23 protein-coding genes are annotated in these 21,673 nt (G+C 51.6%); 17 read left to right on the top strand and 6 right to left on the bottom strand.

Annotated features, from left to right (window positions below; genetic code table 11):
- Positions 1-15: 15 nt before the first annotated feature.
- Complete coding sequence (locus tag ACL2XO_RS27760; protein WP_413742000.1) at positions 16-165, bottom strand: hypothetical protein; 150 nt, start codon at positions 163-165, stop codon at positions 16-18.
- A 368-nt stretch (positions 166-533) separates the two neighbouring features.
- Here ACL2XO_RS27760 and ACL2XO_RS27755 point away from each other — a divergent pair, with 368 nt between their 5' ends.
- Positions 534-1,127 carry an RES domain-containing protein gene (locus ACL2XO_RS27755; protein ID WP_165934197.1) on the top strand — a complete coding sequence of 198 codons (594 nt, stop codon included), beginning with the start codon at positions 534-536 and terminating at the stop codon, positions 1,125-1,127.
- An 82-nt stretch (positions 1,128-1,209) separates the two neighbouring features.
- Here ACL2XO_RS27755 and ACL2XO_RS27750 read toward each other — a convergent pair whose 3' ends face one another.
- Entirely contained in the window at positions 1,210-1,890 is a 681-nt protein-coding gene (locus ACL2XO_RS27750) for a hypothetical protein (protein WP_413726121.1), read from the bottom strand.
- A gap of 191 nt (positions 1,891-2,081) precedes the next feature.
- Here ACL2XO_RS27750 and ACL2XO_RS27745 point away from each other — a divergent pair, with 191 nt between their 5' ends.
- The 8 genes from ACL2XO_RS27745 (at position 2,082) to ACL2XO_RS27710 (ending at position 10,076) form a co-directional block, all read left to right on the top strand.
- Positions 2,082-2,906: a transporter substrate-binding domain-containing protein gene (locus tag ACL2XO_RS27745; RefSeq protein ID WP_413726120.1), complete on the top strand. Its 825-nt coding sequence runs from the start codon at positions 2,082-2,084 to the stop codon at positions 2,904-2,906.
- The gene (locus tag ACL2XO_RS27740; RefSeq protein WP_413741999.1) at positions 2,906-3,784 is read left to right on the top strand and encodes an amino acid ABC transporter permease; all 879 of its coding nucleotides are present in this window, start codon (positions 2,906-2,908) and stop codon (positions 3,782-3,784) included. The genes ACL2XO_RS27745 and ACL2XO_RS27740 overlap by 1 nt, the downstream gene beginning before the upstream one ends.
- Positions 3,785-3,799: 15 nt before the next feature.
- Positions 3,800-4,768 carry a homocysteine S-methyltransferase family protein gene (locus tag ACL2XO_RS27735; RefSeq protein ID WP_413726118.1) on the top strand — a complete coding sequence of 323 codons (969 nt, stop codon included), beginning with the start codon at positions 3,800-3,802 and terminating at the stop codon, positions 4,766-4,768.
- A 518-nt stretch (positions 4,769-5,286) separates the two neighbouring features.
- Positions 5,287-5,946, top strand: coding sequence for a GntR family transcriptional regulator (locus tag ACL2XO_RS27730; protein WP_413741998.1), 660 nt, complete (start codon positions 5,287-5,289; stop codon positions 5,944-5,946).
- Between the two features lie 498 nt (positions 5,947-6,444).
- On the top strand, positions 6,445-7,326 hold the full coding sequence (gene rfbA / locus ACL2XO_RS27725; protein ID WP_132924201.1) for a glucose-1-phosphate thymidylyltransferase RfbA: 882 nt from the start codon (positions 6,445-6,447) through the stop codon (positions 7,324-7,326).
- On the top strand, positions 7,323-7,877 hold the full coding sequence (rfbC, locus tag ACL2XO_RS27720) for a dTDP-4-dehydrorhamnose 3,5-epimerase (protein ID WP_132924202.1): 555 nt from the start codon (positions 7,323-7,325) through the stop codon (positions 7,875-7,877). The genes rfbA and rfbC overlap by 4 nt, the downstream gene beginning before the upstream one ends.
- Before the next feature lie 2 nt (positions 7,878-7,879).
- Positions 7,880-8,749: an SDR family oxidoreductase gene (locus ACL2XO_RS27715; RefSeq protein WP_413726115.1), complete on the top strand. Its 870-nt coding sequence runs from the start codon at positions 7,880-7,882 to the stop codon at positions 8,747-8,749.
- Between the two features lie 10 nt (positions 8,750-8,759).
- Positions 8,760-10,076, top strand: a complete 1,317-nt coding sequence (locus ACL2XO_RS27710) for a glycosyltransferase family 4 protein (protein WP_413726114.1) — start codon at positions 8,760-8,762, stop codon at positions 10,074-10,076.
- Positions 10,077-10,169: 93 nt separating this feature from the next.
- Here the strand turns inward: ACL2XO_RS27710 and ACL2XO_RS27705 are convergent, their stop codons facing one another.
- The 3 genes from ACL2XO_RS27705 to ACL2XO_RS27695 are packed head-to-tail and all read right to left on the bottom strand — an operon-like array spanning position 10,170 to position 13,082.
- Positions 10,170-11,108: a rhamnosyltransferase gene (locus tag ACL2XO_RS27705; protein ID WP_413726113.1), complete on the bottom strand. Its 939-nt coding sequence runs from the start codon at positions 11,106-11,108 to the stop codon at positions 10,170-10,172.
- Positions 11,105-12,181, bottom strand: a complete 1,077-nt coding sequence (gene rfbB, locus ACL2XO_RS27700) for a dTDP-glucose 4,6-dehydratase (protein WP_413726112.1) — start codon at positions 12,179-12,181, stop codon at positions 11,105-11,107. Before rfbB ends, ACL2XO_RS27705 begins: the two co-directional genes overlap by 4 nt.
- A 4-nt stretch (positions 12,182-12,185) precedes the next feature.
- The gene (locus tag ACL2XO_RS27695; RefSeq protein ID WP_413741997.1) at positions 12,186-13,082 is read right to left on the bottom strand and encodes a glycosyltransferase family 2 protein; all 897 of its coding nucleotides are present in this window, start codon (positions 13,080-13,082) and stop codon (positions 12,186-12,188) included.
- 527 nt (positions 13,083-13,609) lie between these two features.
- Here ACL2XO_RS27695 and ACL2XO_RS27690 point away from each other — a divergent pair.
- From ACL2XO_RS27690 to ACL2XO_RS27675, 4 genes are all read left to right on the top strand, one after another.
- Positions 13,610-14,389 carry an ABC transporter permease gene (locus tag ACL2XO_RS27690; protein WP_413726110.1) on the top strand — a complete coding sequence of 260 codons (780 nt, stop codon included), beginning with the start codon at positions 13,610-13,612 and terminating at the stop codon, positions 14,387-14,389.
- Positions 14,390-14,391: 2 nt separating this feature from the next.
- Positions 14,392-15,120, top strand: coding sequence for an ABC transporter ATP-binding protein (locus ACL2XO_RS27685; RefSeq protein WP_413741996.1), 729 nt, complete (start codon positions 14,392-14,394; stop codon positions 15,118-15,120).
- Between the two features lie 117 nt (positions 15,121-15,237).
- Positions 15,238-16,149 (top strand): LysR family transcriptional regulator, encoded by a 912-nt coding sequence (locus tag ACL2XO_RS27680; protein ID WP_132924210.1) that lies wholly within the window; start codon positions 15,238-15,240, stop codon positions 16,147-16,149.
- Positions 16,150-16,438: 289 nt separating this feature from the next.
- A complete protein-coding gene (locus ACL2XO_RS27675) occupies positions 16,439-17,626 on the top strand; it encodes an alpha/beta hydrolase (RefSeq protein ID WP_413726108.1) in 1,188 nt (395 codons plus the stop codon).
- 112 nt (positions 17,627-17,738) lie between these two features.
- Here ACL2XO_RS27675 and ACL2XO_RS27670 read toward each other — a convergent pair whose 3' ends face one another.
- Positions 17,739-18,590, bottom strand: a complete 852-nt coding sequence (locus ACL2XO_RS27670; protein ID WP_413741995.1) for a LysR substrate-binding domain-containing protein — start codon at positions 18,588-18,590, stop codon at positions 17,739-17,741.
- Between the two features lie 146 nt (positions 18,591-18,736).
- On the opposite strand from ACL2XO_RS27670, the gene ACL2XO_RS27665 reads away from it, so the two are divergent.
- The 4 genes from ACL2XO_RS27665 to ACL2XO_RS27650 all read left to right on the top strand — a co-directional run bounded on the left by ACL2XO_RS27665 (position 18,737) and on the right by ACL2XO_RS27650 (position 21,666).
- Entirely contained in the window at positions 18,737-19,045 is a 309-nt protein-coding gene (locus ACL2XO_RS27665; RefSeq protein WP_132924213.1) for a carboxymuconolactone decarboxylase family protein, read from the top strand.
- Positions 19,045-19,434, top strand: a complete 390-nt coding sequence (locus ACL2XO_RS27660) for a tautomerase family protein (RefSeq protein WP_132924214.1) — start codon at positions 19,045-19,047, stop codon at positions 19,432-19,434. The genes ACL2XO_RS27665 and ACL2XO_RS27660 overlap by 1 nt, the downstream gene beginning before the upstream one ends.
- The gene (locus tag ACL2XO_RS27655) at positions 19,431-19,958 is read left to right on the top strand and encodes a DUF4865 family protein (RefSeq protein ID WP_413726104.1); all 528 of its coding nucleotides are present in this window, start codon (positions 19,431-19,433) and stop codon (positions 19,956-19,958) included. Before ACL2XO_RS27660 ends, ACL2XO_RS27655 begins: the two co-directional genes overlap by 4 nt.
- Positions 19,959-20,070: 112 nt before the next feature.
- A complete protein-coding gene (locus ACL2XO_RS27650; RefSeq protein ID WP_413741994.1) occupies positions 20,071-21,666 on the top strand; it encodes a methyl-accepting chemotaxis protein in 1,596 nt (531 codons plus the stop codon).
- Positions 21,667-21,673: the final 7 nt, after the last annotated feature.

Below are 21,673 nucleotides of genomic sequence, written 5' to 3'. Positions count from 1 at the left end.
GACCTTGACAAAATCCTACTCATTCTCATCGGTGAACTGAACGGTCGCCCCGACGAATTCCGGGATAACCCTGTCCACCAACGGCATATGCAACCAACCGGCAATAGGGGTTCTATCAACGGGTTTACCCTGCAAGATACTCTTCAGACGCTCTGCGCTAGTCATTGTTTTACCCGACATTGGCCTTTTATATACACACAATTAATATGGTTATTATTAAAAGATAATTTATACTTCGTTTAACGGAAAAAATCTGCAAAAATATTCCCTTGATAAAAATTGTTATATTGTTAGCTGGATTTTAGATAATCGACATGCTCTTAAACATGGGTAAATAATAATTAAAATCGTTTACAAATAAACATTACCTAAATATCCCTGCCGAAGGCTTGCTCCGTATCTTATCAATTGAGTATTATTTTCTATTAGGGAGTCAGCCCTATAAACCATAAGGAAGCATAAATGTTTCTATCTAATCACTTTAAAGTAAATATTTTATGCTACTAAAGGTATGGGGTAACATTGAATATAGAATGGATCAAATAATTCAAAAAATAAAGGTTGCCGGAAGTAAAATTGTCAAGACATACCCCGCTTCAACTGACTATTTTCGTTTACAGGATAATTTTTACGACGGGAACGGCGTTTTTTTTAATAAAGATCCTAAAAGAGAGTCCCGTTACGCTATTCCCGATCGAAGCAAGGGCACATTTTATGTCACGGCCGTGCCGGTAACGGCCTGCGCTGAAATGTACAAAGGGGAACGTTTTATCGATCTGGAAGATTTTACTAAAAATTGCATGGCAATCGTCACGGCGGTACGGGATCTGTCGATTATCGATTTAACGGCGCTGGCCCCCTTGCTGCATGTTCCGCTAGGGGAATTGATGGGGGGTAATTACCGTAATACACAAATGCTGGCGGCAATACTGTCAAAGCACGTGGATGGATTGGAATACCTGTCATGCATGACCGGACAATGCTGCACGGTATTCTGGTGCGAGGACTCGTCAGGCGCAGGCCTCATCACCACTAAATCCGTCAAGCGGCTGTCCGACTTTCAGCATGAAGGCGTCAGCGCCAGGGATATGCTGAGAGACCACCTGGACATTCGCATTACCGGATAATGCCGCTGTGGACTATGGCGAGTTCTGCCCGTCGGTATTAGGACTGTATCTGTATAAAATCGGTAGTGGCCCTTGTTCGCCGCTACGCCGCGTCGGGGGTGCCGAAGATGCCCGCCAGCCTGACCAATTGGCGTATTTCCTCTTCCGTGGCGCCTTTGCGCAATGTTTCCAGGGCAGTCGTGGGCTTATCCAGCGCTTTGTCCAGCGTATCAATTTCGCGGGTGAAAAAATTACACTTTCTTACGTTGCTGACGTTTCGCAAGCTGGCTAATATCTCCGGCAACCCTTTCAGCAGGCCTCTCTCGCCGTTATTTTCATCAGTGGAAAATTGAAAAACCGGGTAGAGATTTTCGCTTCCCCAGTTCAGGACGATGATCTTGCTTTGCTCGCCGTATTTATTGACGGTAGGACGGGAGATGCCCAGGATTTCAGCTACCATGCTGGATTTATAGACCCCGCCGTATTTTCCCAGATGAGCAAGAAAAGCATTTCGATTATCAATATATTCTTGATGCTCTATTTTCTCGGGAGTACTCATTTCCACAATTTCGATATGGTTAGCGCGCCCTTTGATTTCGGACCAGAATTGGTCGTCCGGTAGTGTTAATAAAGCATGGATATTGTCCGCGTCTTTATTTCTGAGCACATCGATAAAGTGTTCCGCAAGGTTGGCTAGACGCGCCCTGACCAGTTCGGAGTGGTCAAGGCTAACGGACTGACGGCCAATTTGATGGTTAGTGGTTTTTTTAGCGACTATTCCCATGGGCACCCCAAAACTTTACGATTTATCAAGATTAGTTTACATGAAATCGTAAACTTAGCAAATCCCGTTGCAGCTTAATCCCCCTTTGAAGATGATTTATATAAGATATACCGCTTTGGTATTTTGAAAGCGCTGGTTGGTTTACTAAGTTGTGGTCATAGGCTTCTCTTATGGAAAGATCAGGGTAAAAAATGTCCGCATTTCTAAGACTATCGACACTGGCCGCCGCCATTTTCCTTTTTGGGGCGCAACCCGCCAGCGCGGGTTCAACCCTTGACCGGGTAAATCAATCAAAAGTGCTGCATGATGTGTTGGTTAATGATTACCCTCCCTTTGGTTTTATTGATGAAAATAACCAATTGGCCGGATTTGATGTGGATGTGGCGAAAGCGGTGGCGCAAAAGCTGGGCGTTACGCTGGAACTGACCGCGCCCGGATGGGAAACCATCGTCGGCGGCAAATGGAACGGGCGCTGGGATGTCTGCATCTGTTCAATGACGCCTAATTCCGAGCGGGCCAAAGTCCTCGATTTTCCGGCGCCCTATTACAGCTCCCCGGCGGTACTGGTGGTGAACAGAGATGAAAAGAACATTAAAAGCGCCGCGGATTTGAGTAATAAAAAAGTGGGGGTCGGCATTGGTTCCAGCTATGAGAATTACCTGAATAAAACCTTAGTCATTCCGGGAGCCAAGCCTATTGATTTTCCGTTTAATCATGTCCAAATCATTCCCACGGATGAAACCGTGGCCTTTCAGAACCTGGCGTTAGGCGCCGGCACGCGCCTGGATGCGGTGGTCTCCGATTTGGCAACGGCCAAGGCGCGCATCGCCAAAACCAGTTCTTTCCGTATTGCCGCCGAACTCTATGCCGAACCGAACTGGGTCGCCACCGATAAAGGCGATGCAGAGTGGAATAAAAAGGTCGCCGATACAATCAATGCCTTGCGCGCCGACGGGACCTTGGCAAAAATCTCGCAGCACTGGTTTGGCGAAGATATCACCAGGGCATCGCTGTAATGGCTTTGCCATTCTCTTTGCATCCGAACAAAAACGACGGCGAGGATGAGACGGCGCCCTCACGGCAAACTCCCCCGGCGTCGGTGGCCAAAGGCGGCCTTGGATTCCGGTTGCGTACCGGTCTTACCTGGCTGCTGCTATTGACGCTGCTGCTCTGCCTGTTTTCCCGCATGGGTCTTGATACCGGCCTGATCCGGCAAAAATTGCCGTTTATGCTCGGATTGCACCTTTCGCCGGACGGTTTCATCCAGGGAGCGGCGTTAACCCTGGTGATCACCCTGATTTCCATGCTGTTTTGCATCCTGCTGGGCATTATAGCCTCCGCCGGACGGTTATCCGCCAGCGCCATCGCTTTCGGCTGCGCTACTTTTTACGTCTCGTTATTCCGCGGCACGCCGCTGTTGGTGCAGGTATTGATAATCTATCTGGCGCTGCCCCAGGCGGGCATTGTCCTGGGGGCGTTCAGTTCAGGGATAGTTGCCCTGTCGCTGAATTACGGCGCCTATCTGGCGGAAACCATTCGCAGCGGAGTGATAGGGGTGCCTAACGGACAAAAAGAGGCGGCAATGGCGCTCGGCCTCTCCCGTGGCGTGATTTTGACCCATGTGGTGGCGCCGCAGGCGCTGCGCATCATTTTGCCGCCGGTGGGATCGCTCTTTATTTCGATGCTTAAAGATTCGTCGCTGGTGTCGCTGATGGGATTGTGGGAACTCAATTTCCTGGCCCAATCCTATGGCCGAAGTACCTATCATTATATGGAAATGCTGGCCACCGCGGCGGCCGTCTATTGGCTTATGTCGATTGTCCTGGAGCTTTTTCAGCAGCGGCTGGAGCGCCATTTCGGGCAGGGTTATGAACAACAGCATTCGCAACGTTGAGAGGAACGGTATCTGATGAACGCTAGCGCCACAAATCCCACAAATCAAAGCCATGCCCCGAAGCGGGCCGTCACCATTCTTGATGGCGGCATGGGACGATTGCTGGAAAGACTGGGAGCGCCGTTCCGTCTTCCCGAATGGTCGGCGCTGGCGCTTATTGAAGCGCCGGAATATGTCAGCCGCGCCTATCAGGCGTTCGCCGACAGCGGAGCGGATATTATTACCACCAATACCTTCGGACTGGTGCCCCATATGCTGGGGGAGGCTCGGTTTCACGCCCAGGCCCAAACGCTGGCCGACCGGGCGGGACGCCTGGCCCGCGCCGTGGCGGACGGAGCCGCTGACCGACGTTCGGCATCCCCGGTCCGTGTGGCGGGGTCCTTGCCGCCGCTGTTTGAAAGCTATCGGCCGGATAAATTTATCGCCGCCCGCGCCCCCGAGATTCTTGCCCCGCTGGTGCAGGGGCTGGCGCCGCATATTGACTTTTGGCTGATTGAGACACAAAGCTCCACCGCCGAAGCGTTAACCGACCTGGCTTTTATCCGGCAAACCAATTCATTGCCTGTTTATATCTCTTATACCCTGAAGGATGAGGCGGGGCGTATCGGCCCGCCGGAGCTCCGCTCGGGTGAAGGCGTGGGAGAAGCGGTGGCGGCTTCGCTTGCGGCGGGAGCCGATGCCGTTTTGTTTAACTGCAGCCAGCCGGAGGTCATGAGCGAGGCGATCATGGCCGCACGACGGGTGATAGATGCTTCACCGACACCGGCGGCAGGGCTGGGCGTTTATGCCAATGCCTTTTTGCCCGAACCGCCGAGCGATGAGCCTTATGCGGGTATTTCCGGCATACGGCCCGATCTCGATCCGGAAAACTATCTGAAATGGGTCCGCCGCTGGGTTAATCAGGGCGCGACCATAGTGGGCGGTTGTTGCGGTATCGGGCCGGAGCATATTGCCGCCATCCGCAAGGCGCGACTGACGTTCTGACCTTCACGGCAGGGGGGGGAGGAGGCTGAGCCGCTGTCCCTTCGGCCCGGCCGCCTGGCGCCGCATACATAACCGGCATCAGCGGTTAACGCTGGAATAGCGGGTCTCAACAACGCATAGCCTGGGTTCCATAGAAAGGATAGGCATGGGTGTCGCTTATGCCCTGCCTGCTGAATAATTTGACCAATGAAAAGGCGCTAATATCATTGGAGCCGGATAACGGTGATCAAATTTTTTTCGTATAAATAATAATTATCTCTGTAGAAAAACTAATTACATTGGATGATGGTTTCCACGGGCTTAATTGATATTCGGATAATTACTCAATTCTGGTCGGCAATAGAAACAAATGCTTTTTAATGATATGGTTATCGTTATAATCACCGCTTAAAGCGGCTTTCAATCTCCAATTTGACAATTATCTAATGCAAATAATATTTAATTTTTTAACATTTTTGAATGATATATTATATACCATCCGTGTCATCCTAAATGATAATAAATAAAGAGAACAGGTTATGCTTAAAAATAAAAGCGTCAGTGATGAAGTTTATGATATTCTCAAAAAGGAGATCATATACAATCAATTGCAACCGGGAGAGCATCTTATCGTCAGCGCCCTAAGTGTAAAATTCGGTATCAGCGGCATTCCTATCAGGGAGGCCTTAGTAAGGCTGACCGCTGAAAAATTATTGATATTAGAGCATAATAAAGGCTTCAGAGTGGCCGCAAAGCCCTGTAATAATGATATTTATCAGTGGCATGAGGCTCGCGTGCTCATTGAATCCTCTATTGCGGATGCGGTAATCGAAAAAATAACGCAAGATGAATTGGGTGAATTAAAACGCTTGAATCATGATATTCGTACCCATGGTCATGACGGGGTTTATGATAATTACAGCGATCTTATTTCCATGAATGCTGAGTTTCATAAAGTCATCGTCAACGCGGCGGGAAATAGCTTGATAAACGATATGTATACAGTACTCGATTTTGGTCCGCAGCTTTTTTTATTTCACGAAGGACAGGGAGTGCCGGACCTCGATATTCTGTGCGATGAGCATGACGAAATAATTTCAGCTATCGAGGAGAAAAATCCGGTTCTTTATAGCGAAAAAACCAGATTGCATATTATTCGCGGCTTCAAAAGACAGATCGCCAGCCGTAAAGATGAATAAATAGCCGTATCAAGTCTGGTTGATCATAATTCTAATAATATAAAAATTCGACCGTTCAGGGAGCACCTGACGCAGTGTTGTGGTTAATAGATTAATCCAACGGCGTTAGTGACCGGGAGCTAATATGTATTTGTTTTAATCCTATTATTGCCTTGCAGTGGGATCATACCGCTGAAATCCTACTTACTACAACCCCTTAGGCAAGAAGGGCGTAGGAGCCGCCTTTACGTGTAATTATGCAAAGATATGTTTCCCGAGGGTGGGTATTAAAATTATCCCTTTAGGCTATATTGAAGCGACTTTGGTCGTTATCAGCCATTAGGCATTGGTTATTAATCGCTATCTATAAAATTAATATGTCTAATTGGTTGCATGATTATCATTACATTATACGCCAATCTGCCCTGCCATTGATTTTTGCCAATATGCTTTGGGTCGCGCAAGTTGTCATTCTTCCTCTTGCCGAGATCCTATACGGGAGTTCAAAGGAAAATACACATGAAACGGAAAGGCATCATTCTCGCTGGCGGAGCGGGTACCCGTTTGCATCCCGCAACATTGGCCATTTCAAAGCAACTGCTGCCCGTATTTGATAAGCCGATGATATATTACCCGTTAAGCACACTTATGCTTGCGGGTATTAAAGATATTCTCATCATTTCCACCGAGCTGGATACGCCGCGTTTCAAACAATTGCTGGGCAGCGGAGAACAATGGGGCATAAGGCTGCGTTATCAGGTACAGCCGACCCCCAATGGGGTGGCGCAGGCGTTTATCCTGGGAGAGGAATTTCTCAATGGCGATCCCTGTGCTCTTATTCTTGGGGATAATATCTTTCATGGCAACGACCTGCCTCATTTATTGAAAAATGCGACCTATTGTGAGAGCGGCGCCAGCATCTTTGTTTATCATGTCCAGGATCCTGAGCGTTATGGCGTCGCGAAGCTGAGCGCGGATGGTAGGGTTATCAGCCTTGAGGAAAAGCCCGCCGATCCCAAGTCAAACAGCGCCGTCACAGGACTTTATTTTTACGATAAAGATGTGTGTGAATTGACCAGGACATTGAAACTCTCTTCACGGGGCGAACTTGAGATAACCGATTTAAACCGGCTTTATCTAGAAAAAAATGCCCTTAGGGTACAGGTCATGGGGCGAGGATATACCTGGCTGGATGCCGGTACCCATAAATCCTTATTGGATGCCAGTCAATTCATTGCCACTTTGGAAAGCCGGCAGGGTCTGAAAGTATCATGCCCGGAAGAAATTGCTTATAAACAACAATGGATCGACGATCAACAACTCGCGAAGCTGGCCCGGCCATTGATGAAAAACGGCTACGGGCAATATCTGCATTTTTTGCTCAAAGAGAATACCCAATGAAACCCTCAAAGCTACCCATTCCTGATGTATTACTTTTTGAACCTCAAGTCTTTAAAGATGAACGAGGTTATTTCTATGAAAGCTTTCAGCTTAAAGCCTTTCAACAGGCGGTCAATCGCGAAATACATTTCGTTCAGAGTAACGAATCATTTTCTAAAAGAAACGTGATACGTGGTTTGCATTATCAGGTGAGTAAACCGCAGGGGAAATTAGTACGGGTGGTTAAAGGGACCGTATTTGATGTTGCCGTTGATCTACGAAAAAATTCGCCTACCTTCGGCCAGTGGGCAGGGGCGCTATTATCTGACGAAAATTTTCATCAGCTCTGGATACCGGAGGGTTTCGCCCATGGTTTCCTGGTGATATCCGATAGTGCAAAATTACAATATATGGTGACCGATTATTGGTATCCGCAATACGATCGCTGTATACGCTTTGACGATCCGGATATTGATATCAAATGGCAGGATATGGCTCACACTGATATTGACCCCATCATCTCTTTTAAAGATCAGGCCGGGGATTCCTTGGCCGGTGCGGAGGTTTTTTAACAATGTCTGATAAAATATTCATTACCGGCGGCACCGGCATGCTCGGTGTCTATGTTGCCAATGCGTTGAGTGATACCCATTGCGAAATAGTGGTTGCTGACCGCCACCGCTTTGATCTGTCGAATCCCAAGTGTATTTATTCCTTTATCAGGGAAGCGAGGCCGAATGTCATTTTGCATTTTGCCGCTGAAACCGATGTGGATTTATGTGAAAGAGAACCGGCACGGGCCGGTATATGCAATCATCTGGCAACGGAACAAATTGCCAAGGCGGCTGAAGCCTGCGGCGCATGGTTACTGTATATTTCTTCTTCAAACGTTTTCGGCGCAGAAGGCAAAATCAGCTATAACGAACTGGATATTCCCATTCCCACAAATTATTACGGCCGCTCAAAGTTAAACGGCGAAGAAGCGGTGAAAGCCAATTGCCCCGAGCGGCACCTGATTCTTCGTGCCGGCTGGATGATAGGCGGCGGGCCGGGGAAAGATCATAAATTTGTCGGCAAGATCATTCAGCAAATAAAAAATGGAGCGGCAGAGTTGAAAGCGGTGAGCGATCGGTTGGGGAGTATTACCTACGCCGTTCAGTTAAGCGAATTTATCCTGTGGGCAATTAATCAGCGCCAAACCGGCACCTTTCATTTCGCCAGCAATGGAACCATCAGCCGCTTCGATATCGCGCGCGCCATTGGCGATCTTTTGAACTATCGGGGGGATATTGTTCCCGTTCAGTCTTCCATGTTCCCACTGTCGGCCCCTCGGCCTTTTTCTGAAGGTATTAAATCCCTTTATTTATCCACATTGGACGAGTCGATTAATCCCGGTTACTGGAAAGATGATCTCGCAAGATATATTGCTACTTTCCAAGGCTAATAACATAATCATGAATGATAAAATCAAACTTTTTATGCAATACGCCAAGGAATTTGGCTGGGGTAACGCCGTTATTTTCGCCTTATTCAAGCAGTTTCCCCGTTTCTTTGTGTTATTACACCAAAAGGTCAATGCCGGCCATCACTGCGTCTGGCCCGGTATGACAAACCTGGATCCGGAAATGACTTATGGCACGGTGCTTGATTATAAGCCCTGGACTGAATACGGCGGTACCGTGGTTCCGGTTGCCAATAAAGACCCGCGGCCGACATTCATCTGGTTTGTGCCGGATTGGACGAATGTTTGGGGCGGAGGTCATTATACCTTATTTCGTTTTGCCAATCATTTCGCCAGGTTTGACACTCGGAATATTATTTTTATCCATGATAATCGCCGGCATCACTCGGTAAAACATTTGCAAGAGGAGCTTATGTCGGCGCTGCCGGATTGCCAGTTAGAGGTTATGATCGATCCGGCTTTATTGCCTTCCTGCACCGCCGCCATCGCCACCACCTGGCAGTCCGCCTATGACGTAAGGGCCTTCGAGTTTACCAATAAAAAATTTTATTTTATGCAGGATTACGAGAGCCTTTTTTACGCTTACGGCACGACATCCATGCAGGCAAACGCCACCTACGGTTTTGGTTTTATCGGTATTACCGGCGGCGGTTGGCTGAAACAGTGCTATGAATCCCATGGCGGCCGGGCGCGGAACTTTCTTTTTGCCGCGGATCGCCAAATTTTCCACCCTCCGCGCGTGAAGGACTACCGCGTACGCGAGAAGGTGTCGCGGCTGTTTTTTTACGGCCGGCCCTCTACGGAGCGCCGCTGCTTTGATTTGGGAATGGCCGCGCTGAAAAAAATCGCTGAACGGTTTCCTGACGTTGAAATTGTGATCGCGGGGCTGGATTTACAGGCCCGACCCCCCTTTCCGGCGACGCTGATGGGCAATTTGACGCTTAAGGAGACCGGCGATCTTTACCGTACCTGTGATATCGGCATGGCCTTTTCCGGGACCAATCTTTCCTATTTGCCCGTTGAGTTAATGGCTTCCGGGGTGCCGGTCATTTGCAACAACGGCCCGCATGTGGAGTGGCACTGCCGGCACGGGATAAATGCCTGCCTGGCGGATCCCGTACCACAGGCGATGCTGGAGGCGTTCAGCGCGCTTTATCATGACCGTTCGCTGCGACAGCGGCTGGCCGACGGCGGCCTCGCCACCATGGCGCCGTTATCATGGGAGCAGCAAATGGACGGCATCTACCGGTACGTAATGGAAAATCTGGATTCAGCGGTAATGACCCCTAGGGAGGAGCCGGTATCCTGACCGGTTGAACGGATCGGTGCCGGGGGATGTTGACATAAAGGCCCGGCCTGTCCGGGCCTGGCGCTTTGTCAGCAAGCGGCCCTGCCGTGCGGATCATGTTCTTCTGTCAGGGGTAAAGATGCCCTGCACGCCTTTAACGCCGTGGGCCAAACCGAGGAGCATCATTTTCAGACGCAATAACCTCGGCTTGCCGGCGATGAGGCAAAAGGTAAAGAACATCGCCAGGCGGTAGCAATGGGCGAGACGCCAGGAGGCGCTCATGGGGGTATGGTAAATCATCCTGATGGTATTTCTGAACGTATAATAATTTCTCAGCGGGTTATGCTGCGGGACCTCGCGCCAGCGGGCAAACCATATTTTGATGACGGTCTCGCCGAGGCAATGGCTTAACAGCGCTTTCTTCGAACCAAAAAGACGATAGCCCTTATGGGTCGCCCGAAAGCACCATTCCGTATCGACATGATCGATAAAATAGCCGTCGTTCAACAGGCCGGTATCTTTGAAAACGGCGGTGCGGATCAGGGTTCCGGATGAAATGAGAAAATCGGTCTCGATATGCTCTTCCCGCGGAGGGGGAGTGCAGCGGTGAATCAGCATCCCCCGTTTGCGCACGAACCCGGCCCGGGTGGAAGTCCGCCGGTCGACCGCCGTGGCGCCAACGGCTCCCACCTTGATGCCGCGCGCCAGCAGACCGGACTCCACCATCAATAATTGCCGAACCATATCGGCGGCGGGGATGCTGTCTTGATCTAGCAGCAGCGTATGGGTACATCCCCACGCCCGGGACAGGGTAATACCGCGATTTTGGCCGGCGGCGATGCCTTGGTTATCTTCATGCAGGAGAAGATGCCGATGCGCTGAAACCCGGACGATTTCACCCAGCGCGGCGCGGCAACATGCCGCAGACCCGTTATCGACGATGATGACTTCCTGCACCTGTCCGCTTATGGCGGCTATTACGTCGGCAAATAGCGGTAAATCAGGCTCATAGGTGACGATAACCGCACAAATACGGTACGATGCCGCGGTCATGGCAAAGCCTCTTTTCCCTGATACTGTTTTTCAACCCAGCGCAGATAGCTACCGCTGGTGACATTCTCCACCCAGGACCGGTGCTCCAGATACCAGCGCACCGTTTTATCCATTCCCGTCTCGAAGGTTTCCACCGGTTTCCAGCCCAATCGGTTTTCAAGCTTGGAGGCATTCAGCGCATACCGGCGATCGTGCCCCGGTCTATCTTGTATATGGGCGATTTGCCCGGCATAGGATTTCCCCCTGGCCGGAGGGCATAACCGATCCAGGATCAGGCACAAAGTCTGCACGACCTCGATATTGGTTTTTTCATTCCAACCGCCGATATTATAGGTTTGCCCCACTTCGCCGGCCGCCAGTACGCAGCGAAGGGCGGCGCAGTGATCCTTCACATATAACCAGTCTCTTACCTGCCGGCCGTCGCCATACAGGGGCAGGGTTTTGCCCGTTAATGCGTTATGGATAATCAGCGGAATCAATTTTTCCGGGAATTGGTACGGACCATAATTGTTGGAACAGTGGGTGGTTATCACCGGCAGGCCGTAGGTATGGAAATAGCTGCGCACCAGATGATCGCTTGCGGCCTTGCTGGCGGAATAGGGGCTGTTGGGCTCGTATCTGTCCGTTTCGCGAAAAGCCGGCGCTACGTTGTCCAGGGAGCCATAGACTTCATCCGTTGAGACATGTAAAAAGCGAAAGCCGGCTTTCAAGGCGTCGCCGCCGGACATCCAGTATTTCCGCACCGCCTCCAGCAAATGAAAAGTGCCTACCACATTGGTTTGAATAAAATCGCCGGGATTTAAAATGGATCGATCGACATGGCTTTCCGCCGCGAAATGGATTACGCAGCGCGGCCGGAATTTTTCCAGCAGGCTGGCCAATAGCAATGCGTCACCGATATCCCCTTGAACCAAGGTATGGCGGGGATCGTGAATCAGCGTCGCCAGATTTCCTCTATTTCCAGCATAGGTCAGCTTATCCAGGTTAATCACCGGCTCATTCGATAACGCTAACCAATCCAGTACAAAATTACTGCCGATAAACCCGGCGCCGCCGGTTACCATTATGCTCATATCTTCAAACCTTTTTAAAAATAGCGGCAAATATCAAACCCAGATTTCCAAGCCACGTTTGCCGGTAAATACCTGTCTGCTTGAGGACCACCAGCCTCGGCAATAGCCAAATGCCGCGGGCCACCATAAATTGGTGTAATAGTCGGGCATTTTCCCGATTCAAATGTTTGCTGATATGCTGTAAGGCTAATACATTACAATCAATCCATTTTCTGAATTCACCCCGCCATAGCCGGCGAATCCGTGTCATGTTATTGCGCCAGCCTGTATTGGTACCCACTAAATTATTCGAATGCTGACGGTAACGCACCGATGGATATTCATCATAAATAGCGCAGCCGCCGCAGCCGGTGACAACCATATAGGTCCACCAATCATGGGAAATAACGGTCACTCGCCCGGCCTCAAGCAGAAGCTCCCGGGCCGACTGATTAAATATCATGGTATTTCCGCCGCCAAGACTTTGCGTTAAGGCATTGGCAAAGCTCGGCTGCTTGGTAAATAAGGGAGATAAGCCCAGCTCACGGTCGAACTCGTCGATTAATCTTGTCCTCGAACAATACATGGCGGGTAACCCTTGCCCATTTTTGCGCAAAATATCAAGGGCGCGGCTGAGCTTATCCGCCTCCCATATATCGTCCTGATCGGCATAGGCATAATAATCCGCTTTGATGGCCGGATTGCATACCAGGGACATAAAGTTTTCGGCAAATCCTCTTTGCGGACCCGCCAACAGCACCAGCCGTTTCGCCCCCCATTTTTGCTGGAAGGCAGAGATGATGGACAAACTCTCATCGCGGGAACCATCATCGGAGATCCAGATCGACCACTCCTGCCAGCTTTGCGCCGCGATGGAATCCAATTGCCTTGCCAAAAATCGTTGGGCATTATAAGTACCCATCAAAATGGCAACCTTAAGTGTTAATCGATCTTGCTGGTACACCATATCCATCAATGCTCCTGTTTGATATTTCTTTGAGTATGTTTGAGTCATTGATCCATAAAGTTATAATCGAAGGTGGAATAATGATGAAACAAAGCGCTTAGATGGAAATATCGTCATGTACGATGAAGGGAATATATCAGTTGGTTATGTTAGTTCAAGAAGTCGGGGTTGCGAGGGCATTAATACGTTATTTCTACTTTATGTGTTAAATATGTTATTAACAGTAATTTAGTTATTTTGTATCTTCCAGAAGTGAAGCAGATGTCTAAGAGGCTTTTCCAGGTTAATAGGCAAAAAGTAAATAACATCCTGCCCAAAGTAAACCCTGGTGTTTTTTATTAAACTGGCGTTACACTCTCTCCGGAAGGGAACCGTTTTGAATTTATTTTCTTTCCGCCATGGAAAAGCAATGCATTTCATGATTCATGCCAGACTATAACTATGACTGGAAATAGATATCTCATGTAGGATTAGCTGCGGCAATGTATTTTGCAATAAATGATTTAATAAAAAGCGTTCGCCATCTGCCGCTCGTTTCTCATTTGGCCTATAGCGATACCAAAGCGCGGTACAAGAGAAGCATGCTCGGGCCGCTCTGGCTGACGCTGGGAGCGGCGATTGGCGTCGTGGGCCTGGGCCTGGTCTGGAGCCAGCTGCTGCATCAGGATCGCAGCCAGTTTATTCCTTCGTTAACCGTGGGATTGCTGCTGTGGCAATTTATCTCCGGGACCGTCACCGAGAGTACCGGCGTTTTTGTTCGTCAGTCGCAGATTATCCGCAACTTGCAGTTGCCTTTTTTTATCCACCCCATTCAGCTGATTGCCCGTCAATGTATTTCTCTTGGCCATAATCTACTGGTGCTGGTAGGTGTTTTGATGGTTTATCCTCAATCATTGAGCTGGGTAAATTTATTGAGCGTCATCGGTTTCGGCCTGGTGGTGCTTAATCTGTTATGGATCTCGGTATTGCTTGGCCTTATCGGTGCCCGCTTTCGTGATGTGGAGCAGATAGTGCAATCCCTGATGCCCATTGTGTTCTTCCTGACCCCCGTCATTTACAAGGCCGGTCATGGGGGTGTCAGCCAGGCCATTATCTGGCTGAATCCCTTTACCTATTTTGTCACGTTGGTGCGCGATCCGATATTTGGCACTGTCCCCGCCGGTTTTGTTTACCAAACGGTAATTATCATGGCCATAGGGGGCTGGACGGCGACGCTGCTGTTTTTCAACCGCCATGCTCCCCGTCTGGCATTTTGGATATAACCATGGCGGCCCTTGTTTTTGATGATGTCACGGTGACCTATCCCATTTATAACGCCCATTCGCAATCGTTGCGCAATCAATTGGTCAGGATCGGCTCAGGAGGATGCATTGGCAGCAGCGGCAACGCCATCGTGACCGTCACTGCCCTGGATCATGTCAGTTTTGCTTTAGGCAACGGGGACGCCGTCGGACTGATCGGGCATAACGGCGCCGGCAAAAGTACCTTATTGCGTACCATGGCCGGGATATACGGCGCCACCTCGGGAAGCATCATCCGGACAGGGTCGGTCTCCACGGTTTTTGAACTGGGCGCCGGTATGGACCCTGAACTCTCGGGTTACGAAAATATCATGCGCATGCTGTTGCTGATGGGGCATTCCGTTTCGGCGGCCAAGGCAAAAATACCCGATATCGAAGATTTCAGCGAGTTAGGCGATTTCCTGGTCCTGCCGGTGCGGACCTATTCTTCAGGCATGACAATGCGGCTAATGTTCTCGGTAGCGACATCCGTCAGGCCGGAAATCCTGCTGATTGACGAAATGTTCGCTACCGGCGACGCTTCCTTCCAGAAAAAGGCGGAGACGCGGATGCACGATTGGATTGCCGGGACGGATATATTTGTATTTGCGTCCCACGATCATAATTTAATCAGACGGTTATGCAACCGCGTTTTCCGACTGGATCATGGCACTATCGAGGAAGACGATATCAGGCATATCGGAGCCGGTTGAAAAGTGCTTCGGCAGGGATGGCTTAAGCAAGAGGGGCGTGACGTACAGTCTCTCGTTGATCTACACTCTGGCGACATTCCACCGTACTGACCGCGTAATGTCGCTTTGGATAGAACCATGGTCCAATCTCCACCCGCCATGCTGGATATCGCCACGTTCATCGTGGTGGCGCAGAACGCCAGCTTTACCCGCGCGGCCGAACAGCTGGGCACCAGTAAATCAAACGTCGGCAAGGCGGTGCAGCGTCTGGAGCGCCGGCTCGGCACCAGTCTGTTCCAGCGCACTACCCGGGTAGTCCGTCTGACGGAAGATGGGGAAATCTATCTGCAAGCGGCGCGGACCGCGCTGGAAGGGTTAAGCGAGGCGGAAGTATTGCTGGCGGCGCGCCATGAAGATCCCGCCGGGCGGGTGCGTCTGAATGTTCCGGTGGGTCTGGGCAGGCTGTTATTACCCACCTTTACCGTCATCCAAAAACGCTACCCGAAAATTACCCTGGAGTTCACCCTGGACGATCGCCATGTGGACGCCGTGGGGGAAGGATGGGATATCGTGGTTCGCATCGGGCATCTTCCCGCCGAGGGCGAGATGACCGTGCGCAAGCTTTGCGATCTCCGTCTCGGATTGTATGCGTCAGCCGCTTATTTGGCAGAGCGCGACCCCATCATGTCAGTGAAGCAGTTGTGCAACCAGCAAGCCATCATGTTTCGCACCATCTCTGGCCGCCTGCGCCCATGGACCCTATGGGACGGTGGTCAAACAATGGACCTTTCCCCTGATCCCGCGATGATTCTGTCCGATGGCGGGGCGATGGTTGATGCCGCCATCAACGGCCTGGGCATTGCCCAGCTGTTCAACAGGGTTGCCCAACCCTATGTTCTCTCCGGGGCGCTGCATCACGTTCTGCCTGCAGCCGACGTCGAGGGTGCGCCGGTGCATGCCTTGATTCCCGTTGGCCACCGTATGCCGCCCAAAACGCGGGTCATCCTCGATCATCTTGCCGACGTTCTCCGCTTGCCCTTAGCCCGATAAACCGTTGGCGTTGCTCTGCTTTACTCCCTTCCCGGCAATGGCTGATATATCCGCGTGGTCGTAAAACCAGCGAAAAAGATTCCTGCATCACATTGTCGATAGTAAAACGGCGGCTGTTCTTGACGCTGACTTCAATATCTCTTATATCTCGCAGTGATGTCTGTAGTAAATAAATATTTTCTGCTATGTGGAAATTATTGACTACTTTTCAGGTTAAGCCGTCGATGTCGAAATAGTAGCCGGGGTAGCGGTAGTGAAAATAACCTACTCAACAAGAAGGTAAGCGACGATGAAAGGTCCGGATATTTTAGGATGTCTCTGCATAACCGCCGTTTTTTATGGAGCAACGCTCACCAGCACGTCAGCGCAAGAACCCGCGAAAGCCATCCATTCAGCGCCTATCGAAGGGGGGCCGATCTCCATTGCCAGCCAGGGTAATTTTTTTGTCGTCGGTAAATATACGCCGACAAGCAAGGGGCAGCGCATGTCGGGGCAAATGTATGTGCAATACCAGATTCCCGCTAAACAAACGCACCCCTATCCGTTGTTAATGATTCACGGCGGCGGGCAAACGGGTGAAGGCTATTATGAAACGCCCGACGGCCGCGAGGGCTGGGCAACCTATTTCTTGAGCCGCGGTTATGCGGTATACGTGGTGGATCAAGTGGGGCGCGGACGTTCCGGCTATTTCCCCGATGCTTACGGACCGACCCGCAAGCCCGATACCAGCTACTCCATCCAATGGTTTTCCCGCCAGCAGGATACGGCCCTTTATCCCCAAGCCAAGGAACATACCCAGTGGCCGGGAGAGGGCAAGCCGGGTGATGCGACCTTCGATCAATTCTACGCTTCGCAGATGGAGGACATGACCAATCTTCAGCAAAACGAGACGCTCAACCGGGCCGCCGCCGATGCGCTGATTGATAAGATAGGACCGGTCATCCTGCTGACCCACTCACAATCCGGCCCCATCGGCTGGGGTATCGCGAACGATCGCCCGAAGAGCGTCAAAGGGGTGATCGCCATCGAGTCCAGCGGACCGCCTTTTTACAATATCAAGGATACCGGTGCGCCCGGGTGGTTCAAATACGGCAACAAAATAGCCCGGCCTTATGGCCTGACGCAGACTCAGTTAACCTATGATCCGCCTCTTGTCGATACCTCAGACCTTAAGCCCGTAGAGCAGACAAAATCAGATAAGCCGGATATTGCCCCCTGCTGGCTGCAGGCAGAGCCGGTTCGTAAACTGGCCGCTCTGGCTCAGGTCCCTATCCTGATGGTGGGCAGCGCGGCGTCATACCATGTCCCCTTTGACCTGTGCACTTCAAAATACCTGGCGCAAGCGGGGGTCAAAAACGATTTTATTCGCCTGCCGAGCGTAGGAATAAACGGCAACGGCCATTTCATCATGCTGGAGAAAAATAACCTGCAAGCCGCCAAGTTCGTAGATACCTGGATGAGCAAAAACATTCATTGAAAAGCCGTTCAAGAATGCTGTTCTTCGAGGATATCTTCGGCCATTGTGAATAATAATTAGATTTTTTGATGATAGTAGAGTAGCCAAGGGGACCGGGAAGGTCCCCTTGAGCTTATCCGCCGCCCAGGCGGGCGTGATGCACAAGCAGGGCCTGTTGGATAATGTCCCGTAACCGCTCTGCGGCGGGGCTCAGCGCAATGTCCGATTGCAGCAGCGCTACCCCTAACGAACCGGCATCCGGCAGCAACGGATGGGGAAGGGCGTTAAGTTCAGCGGGTTTGCCCATCAAGGTACGTAACGTCAGGCCCAGCCCGGCCGTTACCGCCGCCCAGATGCCTCCGAGGCTGCGGCTTTCGAATACCACCCGCCAGGGAATGGCTGCGCGATCCAACGCTTCTATCGCCCGTTTGCGGAACAGGCAGGGCGTCTCAAACATCACCAGCGGTAATGGCCGCCCGCCGGCAATCAGGGCCGCGGCGTCCAAACGGGGATGAGATAACCAGCGCACCGGCAGTTCGGTCAACAGTTCACCCGGCATTGGCGGGGCTTCATCCTGCCAAATCAGCGCCAGATCCAATCGCTGCTCCTTAATGGCTTGTTTCAACTCCTGATTGCGTCCAATGCGTGCGGCAATCTGTACATCCCCATGAGCACGTGAAAAATCTCCCAATACCGCGGGCAACAGCGTTTCGCCAAAGTCTTCCTGCATGCCGAACCTCACTTCTCCCTGCAAGGTCATGCCGCACAGCGCTTGATAGGCTTCATCATTGAGCGTCAGCAGGCGGCGGGCAAAACCCAGCAGGACTTCGCCGCTGGGGGTCAGCGTCAGATGCCGGCCGGTTCTAACCACTAATGCAGTGCCGCATTGCTGTTCGAGTTTTTTCAGATGTGCGCTGACGGCGGAAGTGGAACGGTTTAAGCGCTGCGCGGCGATGGCGAAGCTTCCTGCCTCGATGCCTGACACAAACGAACGCAGGGCTTCACCATCCAGTGTGACCGGTCGTTTCAGTAAATGTCCTGTTTTATGGGATCGTCAATGCTGATAGTTTTGATTTTATAAATCAAGCCCTGCTTTCACAATAGCTACATCAACAATTGATGGAGTTAACCATGGCAGAAAACGCGGCATTGCAACAGATGATCAGTGTGGCCCCCAAACTGGCGGAGCTCAGCGAACAGATACTGTTTGGCGATATCTGGCAACGTTCGCCGCTGTCGCCGCGGGATCGCAGCCTGGCAACGCTGGCGGCGCTGATTGCCTTGGGACGCGAGCGGCAATTAGCGTGGCATTTCCGCTATGGGTTAGCGAATGGCCTGACGCGACAGGAACTGGTGGAGATGATAACCCATCTGGCTTTTTACGCCGGTTGGCCGGCCGCCGCCACTGCGCTGGCCTGTTTGCCCGAGGAGGAATCCTGATGCCTTTTACCCGTATTATCTTGGCCGAAGGCCGCAGCGAGACATGGCTGGCACAGCTATCGAATCAGCTACACCGCACGCTGGTGGACGCTTTTGACGTGCCGGACGGCGATCGTTTCCAGGTCATAGAATGCCTGCCTGAATCGCGCCTTATCAGCGATCCGCATTATCTCACCGGCATCCGTTCACCACTGCAGGTGCAATTTCACATCACCGCCGGACGCCCGCGAAGCCGCGATCAGAAGGCGAATTTCTACCGGCTGTTGACGCAGCGACTGGAAGAAAGCCCCGGCATCCGGCCGGAAGATGTGATGATCGTGGTGCGTTTTAACTCGCCGGAAGACTGGTGTTTCGGCAATGGCCAACTTTACTCCCCGGAGCGCGTATGATTGCCATGCAATATCGTTTCACCCTGCCGGCTGACTATGATATGTCCATCATCGAACAGCGCATCCATGATAATGGCGCCCGGCTGGATAATTATCCCGGTCTGGTATTCAAGACCTACCTGTATGCCCGTCGCGGTGGAGTGTCCCCTGACGGCAAAGAGAATCGCTACGCGCCGCTCTATGTATGGCGGGACGGCACGGCAATGACCGGCTTTTTGCAAAGCGACGCTTTTGAAAAGCTGATTCACGACTTTGGCTGGCCGGTCATTGAGTGTTGGACGGTAATATCCTCGCCCGATCTGACCGCCATTGACGGTTGCCTCTTCGCAACGATCTCCACCCACATCATTACACCCTACACTACTCTGACGGAGGCGTTGCAACCGGGCGGCGGGAATGAGCTCACGGCCTGGGACTGCAGCCGTTGGCGTGTGCTTCGCGCTCGTTTCTCAAGCCGGCCGGAGGAACCCGGCTTCCCGGATCGCTATCGTATCGGCTATATCGCCGGACCACGCGCTGTGTGATGCAGGATATAAATTAAACAAGGGCGAGGCTAAACAGGTAAAGTTTGTTCAATAGGTGCCGATAAGATTCCATCGCTTTATTTTTCCCACCTCTTATTGCAGGGTTTTTAGCATGCGTAGCAATCTGCCTGTGACCCAGAACGAATATATTTTACCAGACGACGCCACCCTGATGTCTGTGACGGATACGCAGAGCCATATTACCTACGCCAATGCTGCCTTTATTCAGGCGAGCGGCTATCAACCCAATGAACTTCTGGGGCAGCCTCATAATATCGTGCGCCATCCCGACATGCCCTCCCAAGCCTTTGCCGATTTATGGAAAACGATACAGGCCGGCCGCTCATGGACCGCGCTGGTGAAAAACCGTCGCAAGAATGGCGATTATTATTGGGTGCGGGCGAATGTGACTCCTATAATTCGCAACGGCCAGTTGACCGGTTATATGTCGGTTCGCACCAAACCAACGCGTAAAGAGGTGGAGGAGACGGACCGGTTTTATCGGAATTTTACGGCGGGTAAAACCGGCGGCGTCAAGTTCCACGAGGGGCTGGCCCTTCGCGGCGGGCTGTTTGGCTGGATGTCCTGTCTGCAAACCATGTCGGTGCGATGGCGCATTCGCTGCGGGGCATTGGCGATTGTGCCCCTGAGCCTGATAAGCGCATATCTATTGGCGCTTCCTGCGCAAGAAATAGGGCTGACCGTGGCAGTGGCCGCTTGTATGTCCCTATTGCTTTCACTCTGGATGGAAATTTTGGTATCACGACCGCTTGAACGCGTGCTGAAACAGGCGCTTAGCGTCGCCGCCGGCCAATTTGACAGTAATATGTCTCTAAATCGCGTTGATGAAGTAGGCATGATTTTGCGTGCCATCAATCAGGCGGGATTGAATCTGCGGTCATTTACCGATGATGTCAATGAGCAAATATCCGGCTTGCAGCATGCGGGGGACGGCATAGCCAGGGGCAATGGCGAACTGAGTTCCCGCAGCGAAGATGCGGCCTCCAGCCTTGAACAAACCGCCGCCTCCATGGAACAGATGACGGCAACGGTGAAAAATAATGCCGATACCGCCCATAACGCCAGTAAACAGGCCAAATCCGCCAGTGAAGCCGCGAGTAAAGGCGGCGCGGTGGTGGGACAGGTGGTGAAAACCATGGCCACCATTACCAGCTCGAGCAAAAAAATCAGCGAGATCATTTCGGTCATCGACGGCATTGCCTTCCAAACCAATATCCTGGCGCTGAATGCCGCCGTTGAAGCGGCGCGTGCCGGTGAAACAGGACGGGGATTCGCGGTAGTCGCCGGCGAAGTGCGGTCATTGGCGCAGCGCAGCGCCAATGCCGCCAAAGAAATCAAAGACTTGATTAATGACAGTGTGGAAAAAATCGCCACCGGCAGCCAACTGGCGAATAACGCTGGTGAAGTCATGCATGATATTGTGAACCAGGTAACCCGCGTATCGTCAATGATCAGTGAAATCAGCCTGGCCACCACCGAACAATCGGAAGGCATCGGTCAAGTGAATATTGCCGTTGCCCAGCTCGATGAGGCCATGCAGCAAAATGCTCTATTGGTGGGAGAGACCACCTCCGTGACCGATGGTCTGCGGGATCGCACCATAAAACTCCTTCAGGCTGTTACCGTGTTCAGGCAGCATTTGATCGATGCGCCCAAAGCCCCGGTAGCGGAGACCTCCGGCTATTGATAGAGAG

Origin of the sequence: Sodalis sp. RH15, assembly GCF_047324255.1 — a bacterium.
Taxonomy (GTDB): Bacteria; Pseudomonadota; Gammaproteobacteria; order Enterobacterales; family Enterobacteriaceae; genus Acerihabitans; species Acerihabitans ligni.
Note: the sequence above shows the minus strand (reverse complement) of the source record. Positions and strands in the feature narration are given on the sequence as shown.

What these genes read in the sequence shown, in the direction of transcription:
- ACL2XO_RS27760 (WP_413742000.1), bottom strand. Translation starts at nt 165, where the DNA reads ATGACTAGCGCAGAGCGTCTGAAGAGTATCTTGCAGGGTAAACCCGTT.
- ACL2XO_RS27755 (WP_165934197.1), top strand. Translation starts at nt 534, where the DNA reads ATGGATCAAATAATTCAAAAAATAAAGGTTGCCGGAAGTAAAATTGTC.
- ACL2XO_RS27750 (WP_413726121.1), bottom strand. Translation starts at nt 1,890, where the DNA reads ATGGGAATAGTCGCTAAAAAAACCACTAACCATCAAATTGGCCGTCAG.
- ACL2XO_RS27745 (WP_413726120.1), top strand. Translation starts at nt 2,082, where the DNA reads ATGTCCGCATTTCTAAGACTATCGACACTGGCCGCCGCCATTTTCCTT.
- ACL2XO_RS27740 (WP_413741999.1), top strand. Translation starts at nt 2,906, where the DNA reads ATGGCTTTGCCATTCTCTTTGCATCCGAACAAAAACGACGGCGAGGAT.
- ACL2XO_RS27735 (WP_413726118.1), top strand. Translation starts at nt 3,800, where the DNA reads ATGAACGCTAGCGCCACAAATCCCACAAATCAAAGCCATGCCCCGAAG.
- ACL2XO_RS27730 (WP_413741998.1), top strand. Translation starts at nt 5,287, where the DNA reads ATGCTTAAAAATAAAAGCGTCAGTGATGAAGTTTATGATATTCTCAAA.
- rfbA (WP_132924201.1), top strand. Translation starts at nt 6,445, where the DNA reads ATGAAACGGAAAGGCATCATTCTCGCTGGCGGAGCGGGTACCCGTTTG.
- rfbC (WP_132924202.1), top strand. Translation starts at nt 7,323, where the DNA reads ATGAAACCCTCAAAGCTACCCATTCCTGATGTATTACTTTTTGAACCT.
- ACL2XO_RS27715 (WP_413726115.1), top strand. Translation starts at nt 7,880, where the DNA reads ATGTCTGATAAAATATTCATTACCGGCGGCACCGGCATGCTCGGTGTC.
- ACL2XO_RS27710 (WP_413726114.1), top strand. Translation starts at nt 8,760, where the DNA reads ATGAATGATAAAATCAAACTTTTTATGCAATACGCCAAGGAATTTGGC.
- ACL2XO_RS27705 (WP_413726113.1), bottom strand. Translation starts at nt 11,108, where the DNA reads ATGACCGCGGCATCGTACCGTATTTGTGCGGTTATCGTCACCTATGAG.
- rfbB (WP_413726112.1), bottom strand. Translation starts at nt 12,181, where the DNA reads ATGAGCATAATGGTAACCGGCGGCGCCGGGTTTATCGGCAGTAATTTT.
- ACL2XO_RS27695 (WP_413741997.1), bottom strand. Translation starts at nt 13,082, where the DNA reads ATGGGTACTTATAATGCCCAACGATTTTTGGCAAGGCAATTGGATTCC.
- ACL2XO_RS27690 (WP_413726110.1), top strand. Translation starts at nt 13,610, where the DNA reads ATGTATTTTGCAATAAATGATTTAATAAAAAGCGTTCGCCATCTGCCG.
- ACL2XO_RS27685 (WP_413741996.1), top strand. Translation starts at nt 14,392, where the DNA reads ATGGCGGCCCTTGTTTTTGATGATGTCACGGTGACCTATCCCATTTAT.
- ACL2XO_RS27680 (WP_132924210.1), top strand. Translation starts at nt 15,238, where the DNA reads ATGGTCCAATCTCCACCCGCCATGCTGGATATCGCCACGTTCATCGTG.
- ACL2XO_RS27675 (WP_413726108.1), top strand. Translation starts at nt 16,439, where the DNA reads ATGAAAGGTCCGGATATTTTAGGATGTCTCTGCATAACCGCCGTTTTT.
- ACL2XO_RS27665 (WP_132924213.1), top strand. Translation starts at nt 18,737, where the DNA reads ATGGCAGAAAACGCGGCATTGCAACAGATGATCAGTGTGGCCCCCAAA.
- ACL2XO_RS27660 (WP_132924214.1), top strand. Translation starts at nt 19,045, where the DNA reads ATGCCTTTTACCCGTATTATCTTGGCCGAAGGCCGCAGCGAGACATGG.
- ACL2XO_RS27655 (WP_413726104.1), top strand. Translation starts at nt 19,431, where the DNA reads ATGATTGCCATGCAATATCGTTTCACCCTGCCGGCTGACTATGATATG.
- ACL2XO_RS27650 (WP_413741994.1), top strand. Translation starts at nt 20,071, where the DNA reads ATGCGTAGCAATCTGCCTGTGACCCAGAACGAATATATTTTACCAGAC.